Genomic DNA, 17,581 nt, shown 5'->3' on the forward strand with positions numbered 1-17,581 from the left:
AATTTCCAGGAAACTCTCAATAGCACGCCATGCCCAATCAAAAACTTTCCACTCCCGATCCCAAGATCACGCAGCTTCTGCCTTACCATGTCGCCAAAAGCAAGGGCGTGATCGCGGTGCGCCAGCTTGGTATCGAGATCGAGGTCTGGGTGCGCGATGGCTTGCAGGCAGAAACCCTGGCCGAGACCCGCAGAACTCTAGGACGGCCGTTGCATACGGTGGTGCTTGAACCGGCCGTTTTCGAGCAGTGCCTTGCCCAGGTTTATGCACGCGCGGACGATCACGCTGCGCGCCTGATGGACGATATGGAACAGGATCTTGACTTGCAGCAGCTGACTCAGGACCTTCCTGTGATCGGCGATTTGCTGGATGTCGAAGATGATGCCCCGATCATTCGCCTGATCAACGCGCTGTTGACACAAGCCTTGCGCGAGAAGGCCTCGGACATTCATATCGAGCCCTATGAAACGCGTTCGGTCGTGCGTTTTCGCGTTGACGGCCAGTTGCGCGACGTGATCGAACCGCAGCGCTCCCTGCATGCAGCCGTAGTATCGCGGATCAAGGTGATGGCGCAACTGGATATCGCGGAAAAGCGTTTGCCGCAGGATGGCCGAATTACTCTGCGCATCGCGGGCCGCCCCGTGGATGTGCGCGTGTCCACCTTGCCTACGGGGCATGGCGAGCGCGTAGTATTGCGCCTGCTGGACAAGCAGCATGGGCGTCTCGATCTGGATGGTCTGGGCATGGGTGCCGCAACCATGGTTGGCCTGGACAGCCTGATCCATCAGCAGCATGGCATCGTGCTGGTGACGGGGCCGACCGGATCGGGCAAGACGACGACGCTGTATGCCGCGCTGTCGCGCCTGGATGCGGCCACCCGCAACATCATGACTGTCGAAGACCCGATTGAATACGACCTGGACGGCATCGGGCAGACCCAGGTCAATGCGCGCATCGACATGACTTTTGCCCGAGCTTTGCGCGCGATTCTGCGCCAGGACCCGGATGTGATCATGATCGGTGAAATCCGCGATCTGGAAACCGCGCAGATCGCCGTTCAAGCCAGCCTTACTGGTCATCTGGTGCTGGCCACGCTGCACACCAATGATGCGGCCGGTGCGGTGACGCGCCTGATCGATATGGGCGTGGAGCCTTTCCTGCTGGCTTCTAGTTTGCTGGGTGTGCTGGCGCAGCGGTTGGTGCGGCATACCTGCCCGGATTGCCGCAGATCCTATGCGCCGGATGCGACCGAGCTGGCCGTGCTGAATTTGCCGCATCCTCCCCAGACCCTTTATGCGGCCACCGGCTGTACTAGCTGCAATATGACCGGCTACCGGGGGCGCACAGGTATTTATGAGTTGCTGTCCGTGGATGCGAACTTGCGCCGCATGATTCATGATGGTGGATCCGAGCAGTCCTTGCGCGATTACGCAATGGGCGCGGGTTTGATTGACTTGCGGCAGGATGGGATGCGCTGGGTGGCGAGCGGCGATACTACACTGGAAGAAGTGCTGCGCGTGGCGAGAGATGTCCGGATTTAAATACGAAGCCATCGATTCCGATGGGCGTAGCCGAACAGGGGTGATCGAGGCGGATACGCCGCGCCAGGTTCGCTCGAATCTGCGCGAGCAGGGCCTGATCGCGGTACGGGTCGATGCTTTATCGGAAAAGAGTGTTTCCGGCGGGTGGCGATGGTCGCTGCGGCGCGGGCTGCCGCTTTCAGAGCTCAGTTTGCTGACCCGTCAGATGGCGACGTTGCTGAATGCCGGCCTGCCCATCGACCAGACCCTGAATGCCTTGATCGAACAGTCCGAATCGCAGCACCTGCGGCAAATACTCGCTGGAGTGCGCAGTGAAGTGCTCGCAGGCCATGCTTTGGCTCGAGCGTTGTCGAAATATCCCAGCGTGTTCCCGGAGCTGTATCAAACCCTGGTGCAGAGCGGTGAGCAATCCGGCCAGCTGAGCAAGGTGCTGCTGCGTTTGGCGGATTACATGGAAGACCGGCATGCGTTGCGGCAAAAAGTGGCGCTGGCTTTTATTTACCCGGCCATGGTGACCCTGGTTGCGGTGGCGGTTGTGATCGGGCTGTTAACCTATGTGGTGCCGCAAGTGGTCAACGTTTTTCAGAATACCCACCAGCAGCTTCCTTTGCTCACCCGTGCCTTGATTGGCCTGAGCAGCTTTCTGCGCAGTACCTGGTTCATCTGGTTGGCAGCCCTTGCTGCGGGTGCATGGGGTGCGCGCAGGGCGCTCAAGCACGAGCCGGTACGCTACCGTTTTCATCTGTGGCTGCTGGGCTTGCCGCTGATTGGAAGATTGATCCGCGGCATCAATACCGCGCGCCTTGCCAGCACACTGGCCATCCTTGTCGGTAGCGGGGTGCCGCTGTTGACGGCATTGCAGGCCGGGGCGGGAGTGCTGGGCAACCTGCCCATGCGCAAGGCGCTGGAAGAAACCGTGCGCATGGTCAGGGAGGGTGGCAGCTTTAGCCGCTCGCTGGCGCACGGAAAAATGTTTCCGCCGGTGATGATTCACCTTATCGCCAGCGGCGAAGCCAGCGGCACGCTGGATCAGATGCTGGAGCGCATTGCGGTGCAGCAATCCCAGGAAATGCAAACCCGTGTCGCGACCCTGACCGGCTTGCTTGAGCCCCTGCTGATTCTGCTGATGGGAGGGGTGGTGCTGGTGATTGTGCTGGCGATCCTGTTGCCGATATTCGAGATGAATCAGCTGGTGCATTGATGCTCAACGGGCTGCTGGCGGATGTGGGGCTTGCCGGGTATCGTCCGTTTTACCGCGATCGCCAGTTCATGTTGGCGCTGCTGGCGGGAATGGTGGTCTGGCTGGCATTCTGGCAGATTTCCCCGGGCTTGCTTCCGACGTTTTCCCTCACAGCGAATGTTCCCCTTTTTCTGTCTCTGGTGATAGGGCAGCCGGTGCTGGAAGAGCTGCTGTTCAGAGGGGTCGTTCAGGGGCAATTCCGGCTGCGCACCTGGGGCGGGAAAAAGCGTTGGGGCATGACCCAGGCAAATCTGCTGACATCGGTGCTGTTTGTGCTGGCCCATGCGTTTTACCATCCACCGCTTTGGGCTCTTGCCGTGTTCGTGCCTTCGCTGGTATTCGGACATTTTCGCGACAGGGTTGGGAACATTTACCCATCGTTGGCGCTGCATGTTTATTATAATATGGGGTTTTTTTGCTTGGGGAGATACATTTCCTCTCCCTAATAGGGCCCTGATTAACCCCCTCTCCCCTTGCGGGAGAGGGTAGGGGTGAGGGTAATGATTGATTTCTCACCCTCTCCCCAGCCCTCCCTCATAAAGGGGGAGGGAGTGTTGGACTTAACGGTAGGAGGTTGTAAATGGAGTGTATTTCGAAGTGCCGGCAATCCGGATTTACCCTGATCGAAATTATGATCGTGGTGGTGATTCTGGGCATCCTGGCAGCGCTGATTGTTCCGAAAGTCATGGGTCGGCCCGATGAGGCGCGCGTGATTGCCGCAAAACAGGATATTGCCGCTCTGGGTCAGGCGCTCAAGCTTTACCGACTGGATAATATCCGCTATCCGGCGACGGATCAGGGCTTGCAGGCGCTGGTGGTAAAGCCGACGGGCGCTCCGATCCCGCCAAACTGGAAATCCGGCGGTTATCTCGACCGCCTGCCGAAAGATCCCTGGGGCCATGATTACCAGTATTTGAATCCGGGTACGCACGGCGAAATCGACGTGTTCAGCCTGGGTGCGGATAGTGCTCCCGGCGGTGAAGGCAATGATGCGGATATCGGGTCGTGGAACCTGTAATTCCAAAATGAATGTCTTGCGCCAGGCCGGCTTTACTCTGGTTGAGATTCTGGTGGTGCTGGTGATTATCGGCATTACTGTGGCCATGATCAGCATCAATCTCGTTCCGGACGATAAGCGCGTGCTGACGACAGAGGCGCAGAAACTGGCGCTGTTGTTCGAACAGGCACGCGATGAGGCGATCATCAGCGGAAAGGAAATTGCGTGGTCGGTCGAGGGAGATAAAACCCGTTTCTGGCGCAAGGACGATAAAGGTAAGTGGGCAACCGTCAGCGGGGATGATCTGTTCCGTGATCGCGATCTAGCGACAGGAGTGACGCTCGCGGAATTGCAAATCAACTCGGTGAAGGCGGCCATGAATGAACGCCTGATTTTTTCACCGGGCGGGATGAATATGCCGTTCAAACTCGATCTTGTGTTGAATACCAGTCGCGTGTCGATTGCGGGCGACAACCTGGGTAAGCTTGTGCTGAAGAACGATGAATAAGGAAAACGGATTTACCCTGCTGGAAGTGTTGATTGCGCTGGCTATTCTGGCCATTGCCATGGCGGCAGTGGCACGTGCATCCGCACAGATGGCTGACAGTTCCCATGAACTCAAGCTCCGGCTGTTGGCGAGCTGGGTTGCGGAGAATCGTCTGGCGGAGCATACCTCCCAACCGCTATGGCCCGATCTCGGGACAAAAAGCGGTGAGGCTGAGCAGGCGGGATTACCCCTGCGATGGGAAGAACGCGTTGCCAATACGCCCAATACTGCGTTTCGCCGGATTGAAATCAAAGTGTACGCACGCGATCATGGTGAGCATGCCCTGGCGCAACTGGTAGGGTATCTGGGACGGGGCAAGGATTGAGAATGCTAGGGGCGAGCATTGCAACGAGCAGATCAAAAAAACGTGCCCGTAGCCCGCGCGCGATTTTCACGCTGCATGGCTTCACCCTGATCGAGCTTCTGGTGGCGCTGGCCATTTTTTCCGTGATGTCGGTGGTGGCATACCGGGGATTGAATGCGGTGCTGGAAACGCGCGAGCACTTGATGGTCGATAATCGGAAGTGGCGCGAACTGGCGGTATTTTTCGCTCAGATGAAAGAGGGTGTGACCAATGCCGTTGACCGTCCGGTTCGCGACAGCGGCGATCTGCTAGCCCCCGCCTTTCTGGGAAAACCGGATGTGGTTGGCGAGAATGATGCCCAGCTGATATTCACGCGCATGGGTTTTCCCGGCCAGCAGGGGCATCTGGGAGATTTGCAGCGCTTAGGCTATCGTTTGCGCGACAAGAACATTGAGTTGCTGGTTTGGCCGGTGCTGGATCAGGCACCGCATACGCGCCCCACGGTTAGTAAGGCGCTGGGCAATGTATCAATCTTTGTGGTGCGCTATCTGGACGATAAGGGAGTCTGGCAGACAAACTGGCCGGTAATCGGGCAGAATATCGTCTTGCCGCGAGCGGTCGAGGTCAGGCTCGGTCTGGAATCGGGTGAGCAGGTGACCCGGATGTTCGCGCCATGAATGTTCAGCCTGATCCCCGTAATGGCGCAAGAGAGCGGGGCGTCGCACTCATTACGGTGATTCTGATCGTAGCGCTGGCTGCCAGCATGGCCGCATTCATGGCCTGGCAGCAGCAGATATGGGTAAGACAGGTAGAGAATCTGCGCGACCAGGCTCAGGCGCAAGCCGTTGCCCGCGCGGCAATTGACTGGGCACGGGCGGTTCTGGCTGACGATGCGCGCAATAATAATGTCGATCATCTGGGTGAAAAATGGGCATCGGTGCTGGCGCCGCTGCCGGTTGAGAATGGCCAGGTAACCGGGAGTGTAGCCGATCAGCAGGGCTTGTTCAATCTCAATAACCTGGTGCGCAACGGCAAGGCTAGCCAGACGGATCTGGCCATTTTCCAGCGCTTGCTGGAACTGCTTGCTCTGCCGGTTAATTTGGCTAATGCCGTAGTGGACTGGATTGATGCGGATTCCGAGACGACCTATCCGGGTGGTGCCGAAGACTTCGATTATTTGGCCATGGATCCCTCATACCGGGCAGCAAACCGGATGATGGTCGAGGTAGGCAACCTGTATCGGGTCAAGGGGTTTGCTCCTGAGATGGTTGAGCGCTTGCGCCCTTTTGTGACGGCCTTGCCTGAACCGACGCCGGTCAATGTGAATACGGCGCCGGCGGAAGTGTTGGCGGCATTGTTTCAGGATATGTCCCTGGGTGACGCAAAAGCGCTGGTGGAGGCAAGAAAGTCCAGCTATTTTCAGGATCAGGCCGACTTTCGGGCGCACCTGCCGGCAACCAAGGTGACGCAGATTCGGGATAATGATTTTAGCGTGAACAGCCGATATTTCATGGTGACGAGTCTGGCCAACTTCGGCCGCGCCCAATCCGGCTACAAGGCCTTGTTGGCGAGGCAGGGGGAAAAGTGGCCTGTGGTGGTCTGGAAAAAAACCAACTGACTTGGTGCTCTGCTTCAGTATGATCGACGTTATATTTCACCGCAAAGGACGCAAGGGTATGCAAAGAAAAGAAAAATGTAGAGGTGTTACCTTGCGTTACTTTGCGTCCTTTGCGGTGAAACGTAGTTTTTAAAAAGGAAAGTTCTTGTCGCTTCTGCAGATTCACATCCCTGAGCATTTCACCGGAGACGCTGCCTCGCTGACGCCTGCTTCACTCGATGTGCAGGCAAGCGAGGCGTGTCGCTGGGTGTTGCGCGATTCGGTGGGGAGCGTCCTGCGTCGTGGTGAAGGGCCTTTGGAAGCCATGCCCAGGGCCGATAGCGTTCAGGTTGTGGTGCCGTCGAGCCTGGTGCTTTTGGCTCAGGTGAAAGTGCCTACACGTAACCGCCGAAAAATGTTCCAGTTACTTCCCTATATTGTGGAAGAGAAGCTGATGTACGACCCCGATTCCATCCATGTAGCTGCAGGGCCTCAACTTCCTGGCGGTGAAACGGTGGTGGCGGTGATCGACAAGGCGTGGATGAAGCGCGTCATCGGGGCACTGCAAAGCGCAGGCCTGCCTCCCTGGCGAATGTGGCCTGAAACCTTGATGCCTGCAGTGCCTCTGGGGACGTGGACGGTTGTCTGGAACGGGCTGGAAGGTTTCGTGCGCACGGGTATGGTGTCGGGGCAGTCTCTGGATGGAGGTAGTGCCGAGGTTCCTCCTTTAGGTTTGTTGCTGGCGGCGAAGGAAGCGGCGGTAAAAGGCAGTGCGCCCAGAAAAATCAATTTACTGCTCGCCGAAGGCTCCAATCAGCCTGATCTGGAAAGCTGGGCAACCCGGTTGGGCATCAAGGTGGCGGTCGCCGACCCATGGGACTGGTCTGTGGCTGCGTACGGCATGGAGAAAGGGGTCAACCTGCTGCAAGGTGAGTTTGCTCCGGCAAGATTCGAGCCGGACTTGCGGCAGCGACTGCGCATTCCCCTGATATTGGCGGGTATTGTTGTTGCGCTGCAGTTGGGTGGCGGCCTGGCCGACTGGATGATGCTGAGCTACGAAAAGCGTCAGCTCGATACCGACATGCAAAAGGCCTTCCGCCAAGCCTTTCCGGAAGCCAAAGTGGTTGTGGACGCCCCCCTGCAAATGCAGCGTAATCTTGCTGAGTTGCGGCATACGCAAGGTTTGTCCGATCCTGCGGATTTCCTGCCGGTTCTGGCTAAAGCAGCTCCCGTTCTCTCTCGGCCGGAGCCGGTTTCTATCCAGACCATTCAATACGAGAAGGGCGTCCTGAAGATTGACGTGCAGCTGCGCGGCTCACAAACGCCTGAGCAAATGCGAGGCCGTTTCCAGTCTGCCGGAATGAAGGCCGATATTGAAAAAGTGGAAACGCCAAAATCGGGTGGTGCGATAGTACGCCTGATGCTGAAGGGGGAGGGCTTATGAAAGAAAGGTTCCAGCAATTCTGGATGCAGGCATCCCCGCGCGAGCGCTGGCTGATCGGCGGTGGTTTCGGCTTGTTGCTGGTCGGGGTGCTGTTTTTTTATGTCTGGCAGCCACTCGTTCATGATCGCCAGAAATTGCGCGCCAACCTGCCGCAGTTAAGGGCGAGTGCAGAGCAGTTGCGTTTAAACGCGGCTGAAGTGGCCAGGCTGAAAACATTGCCTGCAGCGGCTTCATCGCAGAATGGCGGGATACGCAGCGCAGTTGAGAATTCGGCAGTTGCCTTCAAGCTGCGTGACAGCATGAGTCAAGTCAGTGTGGAGGGCGACGGGCGTATCCGCATCTCGATGACCACGGTTCCCTTCGATAGTTGGGTCAGGTGGCTGGGGCACCTGCAGGAGCAATATCGGATACGCCTCGAGTCCTGTCAGGTCGAGGCATTGCCGCAGTCGGGCATGGTCAGGATCAAGGCAGTGCTGGCCGGGAAGTCGGGATGATAGCTGAAGCAACCGGTTTGCCGCGCAATCGCCGCCCGCTTTACGCGCTGGCGGGGATCGGTCTGTACGTGGCGAGCCTGATTGTCACTGCGCCAGCGAGCATGATGGAATGGATGCTGACGCACCTGACCAATAATAGGGTTTTTCTGGTGCAGCCGGAAGGCGGGTTATGGCATGGGAAGGCCCGGAAGCTGATGATCAAAGCGGCGGATGGCGGGCTTAAGTCCATGGGTAGTGTCAACTGGGAAATTCTTCTTTTGCCCTTATTGAAGCTGGAACTGGCGGCGATGGTGGAAGTGGCGGATGGGCAGAATGCCTCCAGCAGCATTATTGCGGCAGGATTCGGCAAGTTGCGCCTGCACCAGATGAGAGCCACTATGCCGGTATCGCTCCTGTCTGAGTTCATGCCGACCTGGAAAACCTGGAAGCCGAATGGAGCGTTGAAAATCCGCACAGATGAATTTACCCTCAGTCAGCAAGGTGTTCGTGGTACGGCTGAACTGGAATGGCGCGATGCCTCTCTGGGCCTGAGTCAGGTCAATCCGCTCGGTGACTATCGGGTGAACATCCAGGGCGATCAGAAAATTGCGAAGATCAGTGTGTCCACGATATCTGGGGTGTTGCGTCTGGTCGGCAAAGGGGAATGGTCGGTGAGTGACGGGTTGAGCTTTCGCGGAACAGCGCTAGGCGACCCGTCCAAAAAAGTCGAGCTGCGGGATTTTCTGAGGTTATTGGGTAGCGAGCAGAGCAATGACGTCTATCAGATTGCAATTTCTCATGTTAAGTTGAGAAAATAGATAGCAGGTGCGAATAACGAAAAGGAAGTTTTTCCAATTCCGAGTCGGAATTGTCATTTATATGACACAAAACTAATGATAGTATGTTTGCATCAGGCAGGGATGCCTGAGTGTGATTTCAGACAAATACAGGTCGACAAGATGAAACAAAATTTTGCAGGAATATTACCCGCCATCGTTCTTGGAATGATTCTGAGCTTCACCGCCTTGGCAGAACAGCCAGTAGAGCAGGCGCCGGTCGAAGTGGTGAAGCTTGAGCCTGTCGCCATGGATGCGGCAGCAAAGGTTGAGCCGGTTGTCGAGGAGGTGGACTCGGGCTACCAGATCGGTCCGGAGGATGTTCTGGAAATTTCTGTCTGGAAAGAAGAAGGGCTCAAAAAGGAAGTGCTGGTTCGGCCCGATGGCGGCGTGTCTTTCCCCTTGATCGGAGAGATTCAGGCTGCTGGAAAAACGGCAGGGCAGTTGCGGAAAGAGATTGCGCAGCGCCTGGAAAAGTTTATTCCTGATCCGGTGGTGTCGATTGCGTTTCTGAAGGTGGGCGGCAATAAAATTTATGTCATCGGGAAAGTGAACAATCCCGGCGAGTTTCCGGCCGGCCGTTATGTTGATGTGCTTCAGGCGCTCAGCATGGCTAAAGGGTTGACGCCATTTGCCGCAGAGAACGGCATCAAAATCATGCGCAAGGAAGGCGGAAAGGACATCGTGTTTCCATTCCGTTATTCCGACGTGAAAAATGGTGAAGACCTGGAGCAGAATATTCAGCTTAAGGGTGGCGACGTGGTGGTGGTGCCGTGAGTCGAAGGTGTCGCTGCGTGAACCAATGGTTGAAGGGTTGAATTGTTGATGCAATTTGAGTCGCCACGCATGAGAAAGGCGCCTTTCTTTTGCTCCTTGCTGCTTTCCATTTTCTCGTCGGGTGCCGTGGTTGCCGCCGAGTGGTCGATCGAACCATCCATCAGCCTGCGCGAAGAATACAACGACAATATTCGTTTCACGGCATCGCCTCATCCTAGCGTTTGGCAGAGCCGGCTTACGCCCAGCGTCAAGCTGAGTAGTGCAACAGAAGTGTCTGAAGTCAGCGGTTCGGCGCAGATGAGTATTAATCAATATGCTGGCGATCCTCAGGTGGAAAATCGAAATGATCTATTCTTCACCCTGCTTACTCGTTTCAGGTCGGAACTCAATGCCTGGGCCATGAATGCGTCATACAAGCAGGATTCGACTGCTGAAGAGCGTAATACTACGGGGGTCGTGCAGGTTCGCACCCAGCGCAGTGTTCTTGGCCTGAGTCCCTCCTGGACGCGTACGCTGACAGAAAGAAGCTCAGTCAAACTGGACTATAATTTCCAGGATGTGAAATACGGTCAAATCAACCTGAATGATTACACCTATCAGCAGGTGGGAGGCACTTTAAGTTACCAGTTGTCCGAACGGGATCAGGTGACTGTATCCGCAAATTATTCAGCACTGAAATATGCGCCGACCTCCAGGTTGCTTACTGGAGTCACTATCATCTCTATTGATCCGGGGATCATATCATTAGGGAGTGGGACTGATGCCAGCTTAAACGAATCCAGTACGAGAAACATACAGGTGGGCGCCACCCACCAGTTTTCTGAAACCCTGAACGGCTCCTTGTCGGTAGGGCGCCGCAGTACCGTTTCCAGCGTGAATCATACCTGTACTTCATGTTATACCATCGTAGGGACGCCGATAAGCACCTTTACTAGTGAAACTAGTGGCAGCGGCTCTTCCTTTAGCGCTACGCTGGAAAAGACTTTCGACGCGGCGACAGTGAGCGGTTTCGCGAGTCGGGAAACAAATCCAAGCGGTAGTGGCTTGGTCGAGACGGACAGAGTTGGTGTTTCATTGAATAAAAGTTTAACTGAAAAGCTAACAGCTGCTGTTGACGTGGCTTCATATCACACCAAGTACATCAGCTTGGCATCACCCAGTAGCCGTTATTACACATTTGATCCAAGATTGAACTGGCGTTTTACGGAGTGGTGGACGCTCGATGCCGGCTATCGCTATCAGCGATATGAATCAGAGGCTGTTGCCAATACCACGACATCGAATGCGGTGTATCTCAATTTGGCCTATAACTGGCCAAAAATGGCCGTTTCCCGGTAGCATGGTGACGACGGTGCTGAAAAATCCTGACAATGTAGTGGCGTATCGCCCGAATATCACGATATAAAGAGGAATCATGGAAGAGCAAACAAAAGACCTGAAGGATTATCTTGTTGCATTGCGTCGCCGCAAGAAACAAATCCTGACGACGATGAGCATCCTAGCGGTGATCAGCGTCTTGGTGGCCTTATTGCTGCCGCCAGTCTATCGCTCCAGCGCAACCATCCTGATCGAGGAGCAGGAAATCCCTGCTGAACTAGTGCGTTCCACGATTACCAGCTATGCAGACCAGCGCCTCCAGGTTATAAGCCAACATGTGATGACCCGCGCCAACATGATGCAGATTATCGAGAAATATAATCTATATCCCCAGCAGCGCCAGCGCGAAACCACTGAGGAGATTCTGGACCGAATGCGTAAGGACATCAAGTTCAACATGCTGAGCGCTGATGTGATCGACAAGCGCAGTGGTCAGAAAACAATGGCTGCTATTGCGTTTACCCTGGCCTATGACGGCGAAACGGCAGCAGGGGCTCAGAAAGTGGCGAATGAGTTGACTACCCTCTATCTCAACGAAAACCTTAAATCACGACAGCAAAAAACAAGCGAAACCTCTATGTTTCTATCAGAGGAGGCTGATCGTGTGAGCGAGCACATTTCGGAAATTGAAACGAAACTGGCTGTTTTCAAGGAAAAGAACCAGGGTCGATTGCCAGAACTGACTGGTCTTAACATGCAGATGCGGGATCGCACCGATTCTGAAGTCATGGAAGTTGACCGGCAACTTAACGTGCTGGACGAGCGAAAGATTTATCTGGAGGGTCAGTTGGTTCAGATGAAGCCCAACAGCCCGATGATGTCTGCAAGTGGGGAACGTATTTTCGATTCTGATGAGCGCCTCAAGACATTGCAGGCGCAATATGTCAGTCTTTCCGGAATTTACTCCGCCAACCATCCTGATGTAATCAAAATGCGCCGGGAAATGCAGGCGCTGAAAAAGGAAACAGGCGGCGATGGTGATATGCAGGAGCAGGCCAAGCAACTGACTCGCATGCGCTCTGACTTGGCGACCATGCGCGATAAATACGCTGATGATTATCCCGATGTTGTCAAGTTGAAGAAAGCCATTGCAGCGCTTGAAGAGTCGCATAAAAAGACGGTTGCAAATGGCAGCGATGCACCGAAATTCAAACAGCCAGAAAACCCTGCATATATTTCCATGCAAACTCAACTTGAAGCTACCCTTAGTGAGATGAAGACATTGCGCACTAAGCGTAACGACCTGAAAGAAAAAATGGCGTCCTATGTGTCGCGTCTTGAGCAAGCGCCGCAAGTCGAACGAGAGTATCTCGATTTGGGCCGAGACCATGAGAATTCCATAAGGCGCTATCAGGAAATCAAGGCCAAGCTGATGGAGGCAGAGGTGGCTCAGCAGATGGAAAAGGACAGCAAGGGCGAACGCTTCTCGCTAATCGACCCTGCACAATTACCGGAAAAACCGACGAGCCCGAATCGTCCGGCCATCCTGTTGCTGGGCATGATTCTGTCGCTGGGGGGCGGGATTGCCTATGCGGGTGTGCTGGAAAGCATGGATAGTTCCATAAAGAGTTCGAAAATACTGGCTGGTTTGCTTGATGCACCGTTGCTTTCGGTGATCCCCTACATGGATAACGCGGAAGACCGGCGTAAAAAAACAAAGCTCAAAACTTCGCTCATTCTTGGCGTGATTGCGGGAATTACGTTAGCTGTTTTGTTGATACATTTTTTATGGGTACCGATTGACGTGCTTTGGTACATGATTATGCGCAAGCTGGAAATATGGTTAGGCTGAGGATGATATGGAACGCATAAGAGAAGCGCTTGAAAGGGCACGGGAAGAGCGAGCTCATACCGGCAAGGGGTTTGGTGGCTCGAGTCCGTCTGAAGCTTCAAAAGCCGTGGGCAACGAAACGGTTGATCGGATTGAATATACCCAGACACGAAGTATTAAGGTTTCCCGCGATTTCCTGCGAGAACAGCGTATTGTTACCGGCTTCGAGCAGGGTATTTTTACCGATGCCTACAAGATTTTGCGTACCCAGGTATTGCAGAAGATGCGCGAGAACGGCTGGAATGCGCTGGCAGTAACCAGTCCGGGTGAGAACGAGGGAAAAACGCTGACAGCGATTAACCTGGCCATCAGTCTGGCGATGGAAGTGGATCAGACCGTCTTGCTGGTGGACGCAGATTTGCGACACCCTCGGGTACATGAGCATTTCGGCTTGCGAGATGGGCCGGGTCTGAGTGATTATCTGACTTCCGGTACGCCGCTGGAGGAAATATTGGTCCATCCGGGGATCGGACGTTTCGTGATTCTGCCTGGTGGTAAGCCACTGCTGAATTCATCGGAAATGCTGAGATCACCTAAGATGGTGGAGTTGGTGCAGGAACTCAAGAGTCGCTATCCATCGCGTATTGTTCTTTTTGACCTCCCTCCCGTGCTGTCCGCTGCGGATGCGCTGGCTTTTTCTCCCTACGTGGATGCCGCGCTTCTGGTGGTAGAAGAAGCCAAAACCAAGACCGAGGATATTGCCCGCGCTGCCGGATTGCTGGATTCAACCCATCTGATAGGCACGGTGCTGAATAAATCCCTGGAGCCAGACACCCGTTCCAAGACGCCCACCGGCTGGATCAAGCATTTCCTCAAACGCAAGGGTCACTGAGCATGTACGAGGCTTTTTACGGGTTTCGTGAGAAACCCTTCTCCATCATTCCTGATCCAGGGTTCCTTTATTTCAGTCCCAAGCACCGGATGGCGTTTGATTTGCTGGAATACGGCCTGATGAATCAGGCGGGATTCAACGTGATCACCGGTGAAATCGGTACTGGCAAAACTACACTGATCCGTCATCTGCTGGGCCAAATGGGGCCGGATGTGACCGTTGGCCTGATTTCCAACACCCACCAGTCATTCGGCGAATTGTTGCAGTGGATACTGTTCGCCTTCAACCTGGAGTATCGCGGCAAGGAAAAAGTCGAGATGTTCCATACCTTTCTTGATTTTCTGGTTCAGCAGTATGGCCAGAACAAGCGCGCTGTACTGATTGTCGATGAAGCGCAGAACATGTCTGCCGAAACTCTGGAAGAACTGCGCATGCTTTCCAACGTCAATGCCGACAAGGATCAGGTGCTGCAAGTGATTCTGGTGGGACAGGCGGGACTGCGCGACACCTTACGCCGTCCCGATCTGGAGCAGTTTGCCCAGCGTATTGCGGTGGATTACCACCTGGAGGCGCTGAATCAGGATGAAACTCGAACTTATATTCGTCATCGGATCAATGTTGCCGGTGTGGATAACCCAGGTTTGTTCGATGATGTGGCCTGCGATGCCGTTTATCAGCATAGCCAGGGTGTGCCTCGACTGATTAATCTGTTGTGCGACACTTCCCTGGTTTATGGCTTCGCTGAACAAAAAGAGAAGATTGACGCGCAAATCGTGCATGACGTGGCGGCAGACAAGCAAAAGGGTGGTATTTTCCCTGTGCAGGAAAAAAAAAGACTAGCGATCTCCTGACTGGAATCAATCTGGAAATAATTTCTGAGCGTGTATCCCGATTTGAGAAGGAATCTGTTGGGGACGATGATGGTCAGGATGATGTGGAAAGTCCCTCGGCTGTTAACGGCAATAACGCGGATCTGGTTGGTGAACCTGGAAAAATACGATTCAAGGCGATCGATGTTGGGGTTATCCAGTATTTAAAACTGGTGCACACGGAACTGTATGAAAAATTAATAGCCGCTGTCCGTTCCATAAAAAAATGACTGATTAAATCAGTCACGTTGAATTAGCTGGATACCCTCCTTTGCAAAAGGAGGAGACGGATTCTCTGATAGCATCCATGCGATTCGGCGTGACTGGATGCAGACTATTTCACCCAACTCCTTCAAATATTAATTCGGCAAGACTCCGCTCTCCCACTGGTGTGAGGAGTTGAGTGAGATGGAGTGGTTCTTTACATAAGGAAAAAAGCAATCGTGCTGAAGGGAAAAGTAAGCCGCTCTCTCATCGTTGCGCCGTTCCTTGTGCTGGCATTGTGCTGGGTGCTACTTGGTTATGCCGCGCCAGAGTTGCCCGATCCGGCTTCTGGCGTTTTAGCACCCACCGTCATTTTCCCCAAAACCAGTCTCGGCTCTGCTGATCTCGCCGTGATCGTCAATGATGCTGACCCGCTCAGTGTCGAAATTGCCCAATATTACAAGATCAAGCGCGGCATTCCGGACGTGAATATGATCCATGTCAGTTTTGCGCCTGGCTCAACCGTGATGAGCCAGACCGAGTTTGCCAGAATCAAGGCAATGGTCGATACCAAAACGCCTCAGCAGGTGCAGGCCTTTGCGCTTACCTGGACTAAACCTTACCGAGTCGACTGCATGTCTATCACCACTGCGTTTGCCGCCGGATTTGACAAAAAATTCTGTGCAAATGGCTGTGCGTTAACGAAACCCAATCCCTATTTCGATTCGGCCAGTGTCACACCATTCAAGGATTTCGGCCTGCGCCCGACCATCAGCCTGGCGGGATCAAGTATTGAGGATGTGAAGAAACTGATCGACCGCGGTGTGCAGTCCGATAGCACCTTTCCGGCAGGCACTGGCTATCTGTTGGATACCAGTGACAAGAACCGCAATGTGCGGGCGGCGGGCTTCGAGCCGCTACGCCGTTACCTCGGACGTGTAGTAAAGCTGGAACAGATCAAGGCGGATTACATTGAGAAAAAACCTGACGTGCTATTTTATTTCACCGGCATGACACAGGTAGATAAGCTAACAAGCAATACATTCGTTCCCGGCGCGATTGCCGATCACCTGACTTCTGCGGGCGGACAGCTTACTGACAGTTTCCAGATGAGTAGCCTGCGCTGGCTGGAGGCGGGTGCGACCGGCAGCTATGGTGCAGTGGTCGAGCCGTGCAATTACCCTGGTAAATTTCCGTATCCGGGCGTCCTGGTGGGCCACTACACCAGTGGTGAAACGCTGATCGAAGCCTATTGGAAAAGCGTGGCGATGCCCGGTCAGGGTGTTTTTATCGGGGAACCGCTGGCGAATCCCTATGGTGGCAACCTAGTGTCGTTCAGCAATGGCGAACTGACGATACGCACCCACTCCTTGGCACCGGGGTTTTATACACTGCTTGGTTCGGATTCAGGTATTGGCCCATCGCATCCAGTGGCAAGGCATTTTCGTGTCGGATACGGCTTGAAGGAAATCAAACTGAAGAATGCGAAAAACCTGTTTTACAGGATTGTGCCGGAACGTGGTGGGAATGCGGCGAGGCTGTAGTAACAAAAAGTAGAGTGCGCACAGTAAACGAATTCGTCTCAAACCCTGTTTTACAAAGTGGGAGAGGCAAGCCAAATAGAGAATGAGAAAAATGACCAAAAATCAAAAAATATTAATCACCGGAGGCGCCGGCTACATCGGTTCTCATACCTGTCTGGTGCTGCTTGAAGCCGGGTTTGACGTTGCGGTGGTGGATAACCTGTGCAATAGCTCGCGCGAAGCGCTGCGCCGCGTGGAGGGGATCACTGGAAAAAATGTGTCATTCCATGAAGCCGATGTGCGCGACGGGGTAGCGCTATCAACAATTTTTGAAGCAGAAAAGCCGCAAGCGGTGATTCATTTTGCGGGCCTGAAAGCAGTGGGCGAATCGGTGGAAAAACCGCTTGAATACTACGACAACAACATCAGTGGCACGCTGACCTTGCTCCTCGCCATGCGCGCAGCCGGCGTGCGGCAGATCGTCTTCAGCTCCTCCGCCACCGTCTATGGCAACCCGGCTACAGTGCCGATACGCGAAGACTTTCCGCTTTCAGCCACCAACCCCTACGGCCGTTCCAAGCTGATCATCGAAGACGTCTTGCGCGATCTCGTGCTCTCGGATGCTTCATGGAAGGTAGCATTGCTGCGCTACTTCAACCCCGTCGGCGCACACGAAAGCGGCCTGATCGGCGAAGATCCGAACGGTATTCCCAACAACCTGATGCCCTTTGTTTCCCAGGTAGCAGTGGGGCGTCGCCCTCACCTCAACGTGTTTGGCGGCGATTACCCAACCCCTGATGGAACTGGCGTGCGCGACTACATTCACGTCGTCGACCTGGCAAAAGGTCATCTTGCAGCACTACAGGCATTGAATGGGTGGGAAGGGAGCCAACCGCTTACGGTCAACTTGGGAACGGGGCACGGCTATTCTGTGCTGGACATGGTTCGGGCTTTCGAAAAAGCCAGCGGCCGTGCCGTGCCATTCAAGATCGTGGATAGACGCCCCGGCGATATTGCAACGTGTTATGCCGACCCTGCCTTGGCTGAACGCCTGCTTGGCTGGAAGGCGCAATTCGGGGTTGAAAGAATGTGTGAAGATGCCTGGCGCTGGCAGGTAGGCAATCCAGAGGGTTACGCCTGAGTGCGCAATCCTGGAGGAATGACGAGATCTATGCGCCTCGCCACGGTA

General features: G+C 54.6%; 18 protein-coding genes. All 18 read left to right on the top strand.

Going from position 1 to position 17,581, the window contains the following annotated elements:
- Positions 1-29: 29 nt before the first annotated feature.
- The 18 genes from gspE to galE all read left to right on the top strand — a co-directional run bounded on the left by gspE (position 30) and on the right by galE (position 17,533).
- Positions 30-1,541 carry a type II secretion system ATPase GspE gene (gene gspE / locus SCD_RS06525; protein WP_009205904.1) on the top strand — a complete coding sequence of 504 codons (1,512 nt, stop codon included), beginning with the start codon at positions 30-32 and terminating at the stop codon, positions 1,539-1,541.
- Complete coding sequence (gene gspF / locus SCD_RS06530) at positions 1,528-2,742, top strand: type II secretion system inner membrane protein GspF (RefSeq protein ID WP_009205903.1); 1,215 nt, start codon at positions 1,528-1,530, stop codon at positions 2,740-2,742. Before gspE ends, gspF begins: the two co-directional genes overlap by 14 nt.
- Positions 2,742-3,227: a JDVT-CTERM system glutamic-type intramembrane protease MrtJ gene (mrtJ, locus tag SCD_RS06535; RefSeq protein ID WP_009205902.1), complete on the top strand. Its 486-nt coding sequence runs from the start codon at positions 2,742-2,744 to the stop codon at positions 3,225-3,227. Before gspF ends, mrtJ begins: the two co-directional genes overlap by 1 nt.
- Before the next feature lie 134 nt (positions 3,228-3,361).
- Positions 3,362-3,799, top strand: a complete 438-nt coding sequence (gene gspG / locus SCD_RS06540; protein WP_009205901.1) for a type II secretion system major pseudopilin GspG — start codon at positions 3,362-3,364, stop codon at positions 3,797-3,799.
- A 7-nt stretch (positions 3,800-3,806) separates the two neighbouring features.
- Entirely contained in the window at positions 3,807-4,286 is a 480-nt protein-coding gene (locus tag SCD_RS06545; RefSeq protein ID WP_041673365.1) for a GspH/FimT family pseudopilin, read from the top strand.
- Positions 4,279-4,650, top strand: coding sequence for a type II secretion system minor pseudopilin GspI (gene gspI / locus SCD_RS06550; protein ID WP_009205899.1), 372 nt, complete (start codon positions 4,279-4,281; stop codon positions 4,648-4,650). The genes SCD_RS06545 and gspI overlap by 8 nt, the downstream gene beginning before the upstream one ends.
- 2 nt (positions 4,651-4,652) lie before the next feature.
- Positions 4,653-5,306: a type II secretion system minor pseudopilin GspJ gene (gene gspJ / locus SCD_RS06555; RefSeq protein ID WP_009205898.1), complete on the top strand. Its 654-nt coding sequence runs from the start codon at positions 4,653-4,655 to the stop codon at positions 5,304-5,306.
- The gene (gene gspK, locus SCD_RS06560) at positions 5,303-6,247 is read left to right on the top strand and encodes a type II secretion system minor pseudopilin GspK (RefSeq protein WP_009205897.1); all 945 of its coding nucleotides are present in this window, start codon (positions 5,303-5,305) and stop codon (positions 6,245-6,247) included. The genes gspJ and gspK overlap by 4 nt, the downstream gene beginning before the upstream one ends.
- A 145-nt stretch (positions 6,248-6,392) precedes the next feature.
- A complete protein-coding gene (gene gspL / locus SCD_RS06565) occupies positions 6,393-7,670 on the top strand; it encodes a type II secretion system protein GspL (RefSeq protein ID WP_009205896.1) in 1,278 nt (425 codons plus the stop codon).
- Positions 7,667-8,164 carry a type II secretion system protein GspM gene (gspM, locus tag SCD_RS06570; protein WP_009205895.1) on the top strand — a complete coding sequence of 166 codons (498 nt, stop codon included), beginning with the start codon at positions 7,667-7,669 and terminating at the stop codon, positions 8,162-8,164. Before gspL ends, gspM begins: the two co-directional genes overlap by 4 nt.
- Complete coding sequence (locus SCD_RS06575) at positions 8,161-8,961, top strand: type II secretion system protein N (protein WP_009205894.1); 801 nt, start codon at positions 8,161-8,163, stop codon at positions 8,959-8,961. The genes gspM and SCD_RS06575 overlap by 4 nt, the downstream gene beginning before the upstream one ends.
- A 141-nt stretch (positions 8,962-9,102) precedes the next feature.
- Positions 9,103-9,756 (top strand): polysaccharide biosynthesis/export family protein, encoded by a 654-nt coding sequence (locus tag SCD_RS06580; protein ID WP_198408614.1) that lies wholly within the window; start codon positions 9,103-9,105, stop codon positions 9,754-9,756.
- A 69-nt stretch (positions 9,757-9,825) separates the two neighbouring features.
- Positions 9,826-11,094 (top strand): porin family protein, encoded by a 1,269-nt coding sequence (locus tag SCD_RS06585; RefSeq protein ID WP_009205892.1) that lies wholly within the window; start codon positions 9,826-9,828, stop codon positions 11,092-11,094.
- A 76-nt stretch (positions 11,095-11,170) separates the two neighbouring features.
- The gene (locus SCD_RS06590; RefSeq protein ID WP_009205891.1) at positions 11,171-12,925 is read left to right on the top strand and encodes a GumC family protein; all 1,755 of its coding nucleotides are present in this window, start codon (positions 11,171-11,173) and stop codon (positions 12,923-12,925) included.
- A 7-nt stretch (positions 12,926-12,932) separates the two neighbouring features.
- The gene (locus tag SCD_RS06595; protein ID WP_009205890.1) at positions 12,933-13,796 is read left to right on the top strand and encodes a CpsD/CapB family tyrosine-protein kinase; all 864 of its coding nucleotides are present in this window, start codon (positions 12,933-12,935) and stop codon (positions 13,794-13,796) included.
- 2 nt (positions 13,797-13,798) lie between these two features.
- Positions 13,799-14,647: an ExeA family protein gene (locus SCD_RS06600; RefSeq protein ID WP_009205889.1), complete on the top strand. Its 849-nt coding sequence runs from the start codon at positions 13,799-13,801 to the stop codon at positions 14,645-14,647.
- Between the two features lie 461 nt (positions 14,648-15,108).
- Positions 15,109-16,413 (top strand): TIGR03790 family protein, encoded by a 1,305-nt coding sequence (locus SCD_RS06605; RefSeq protein WP_009205887.1) that lies wholly within the window; start codon positions 15,109-15,111, stop codon positions 16,411-16,413.
- 91 nt (positions 16,414-16,504) lie between these two features.
- The gene (galE, locus tag SCD_RS06610) at positions 16,505-17,533 is read left to right on the top strand and encodes a UDP-glucose 4-epimerase GalE (RefSeq protein WP_009205886.1); all 1,029 of its coding nucleotides are present in this window, start codon (positions 16,505-16,507) and stop codon (positions 17,531-17,533) included.
- Positions 17,534-17,581 lie beyond the last annotated feature (48 nt).

The organism is Sulfuricella denitrificans skB26 (genome assembly GCF_000297055.2).
GTDB lineage: Bacteria > Pseudomonadota > Gammaproteobacteria > Burkholderiales > Sulfuricellaceae > Sulfuricella > Sulfuricella denitrificans.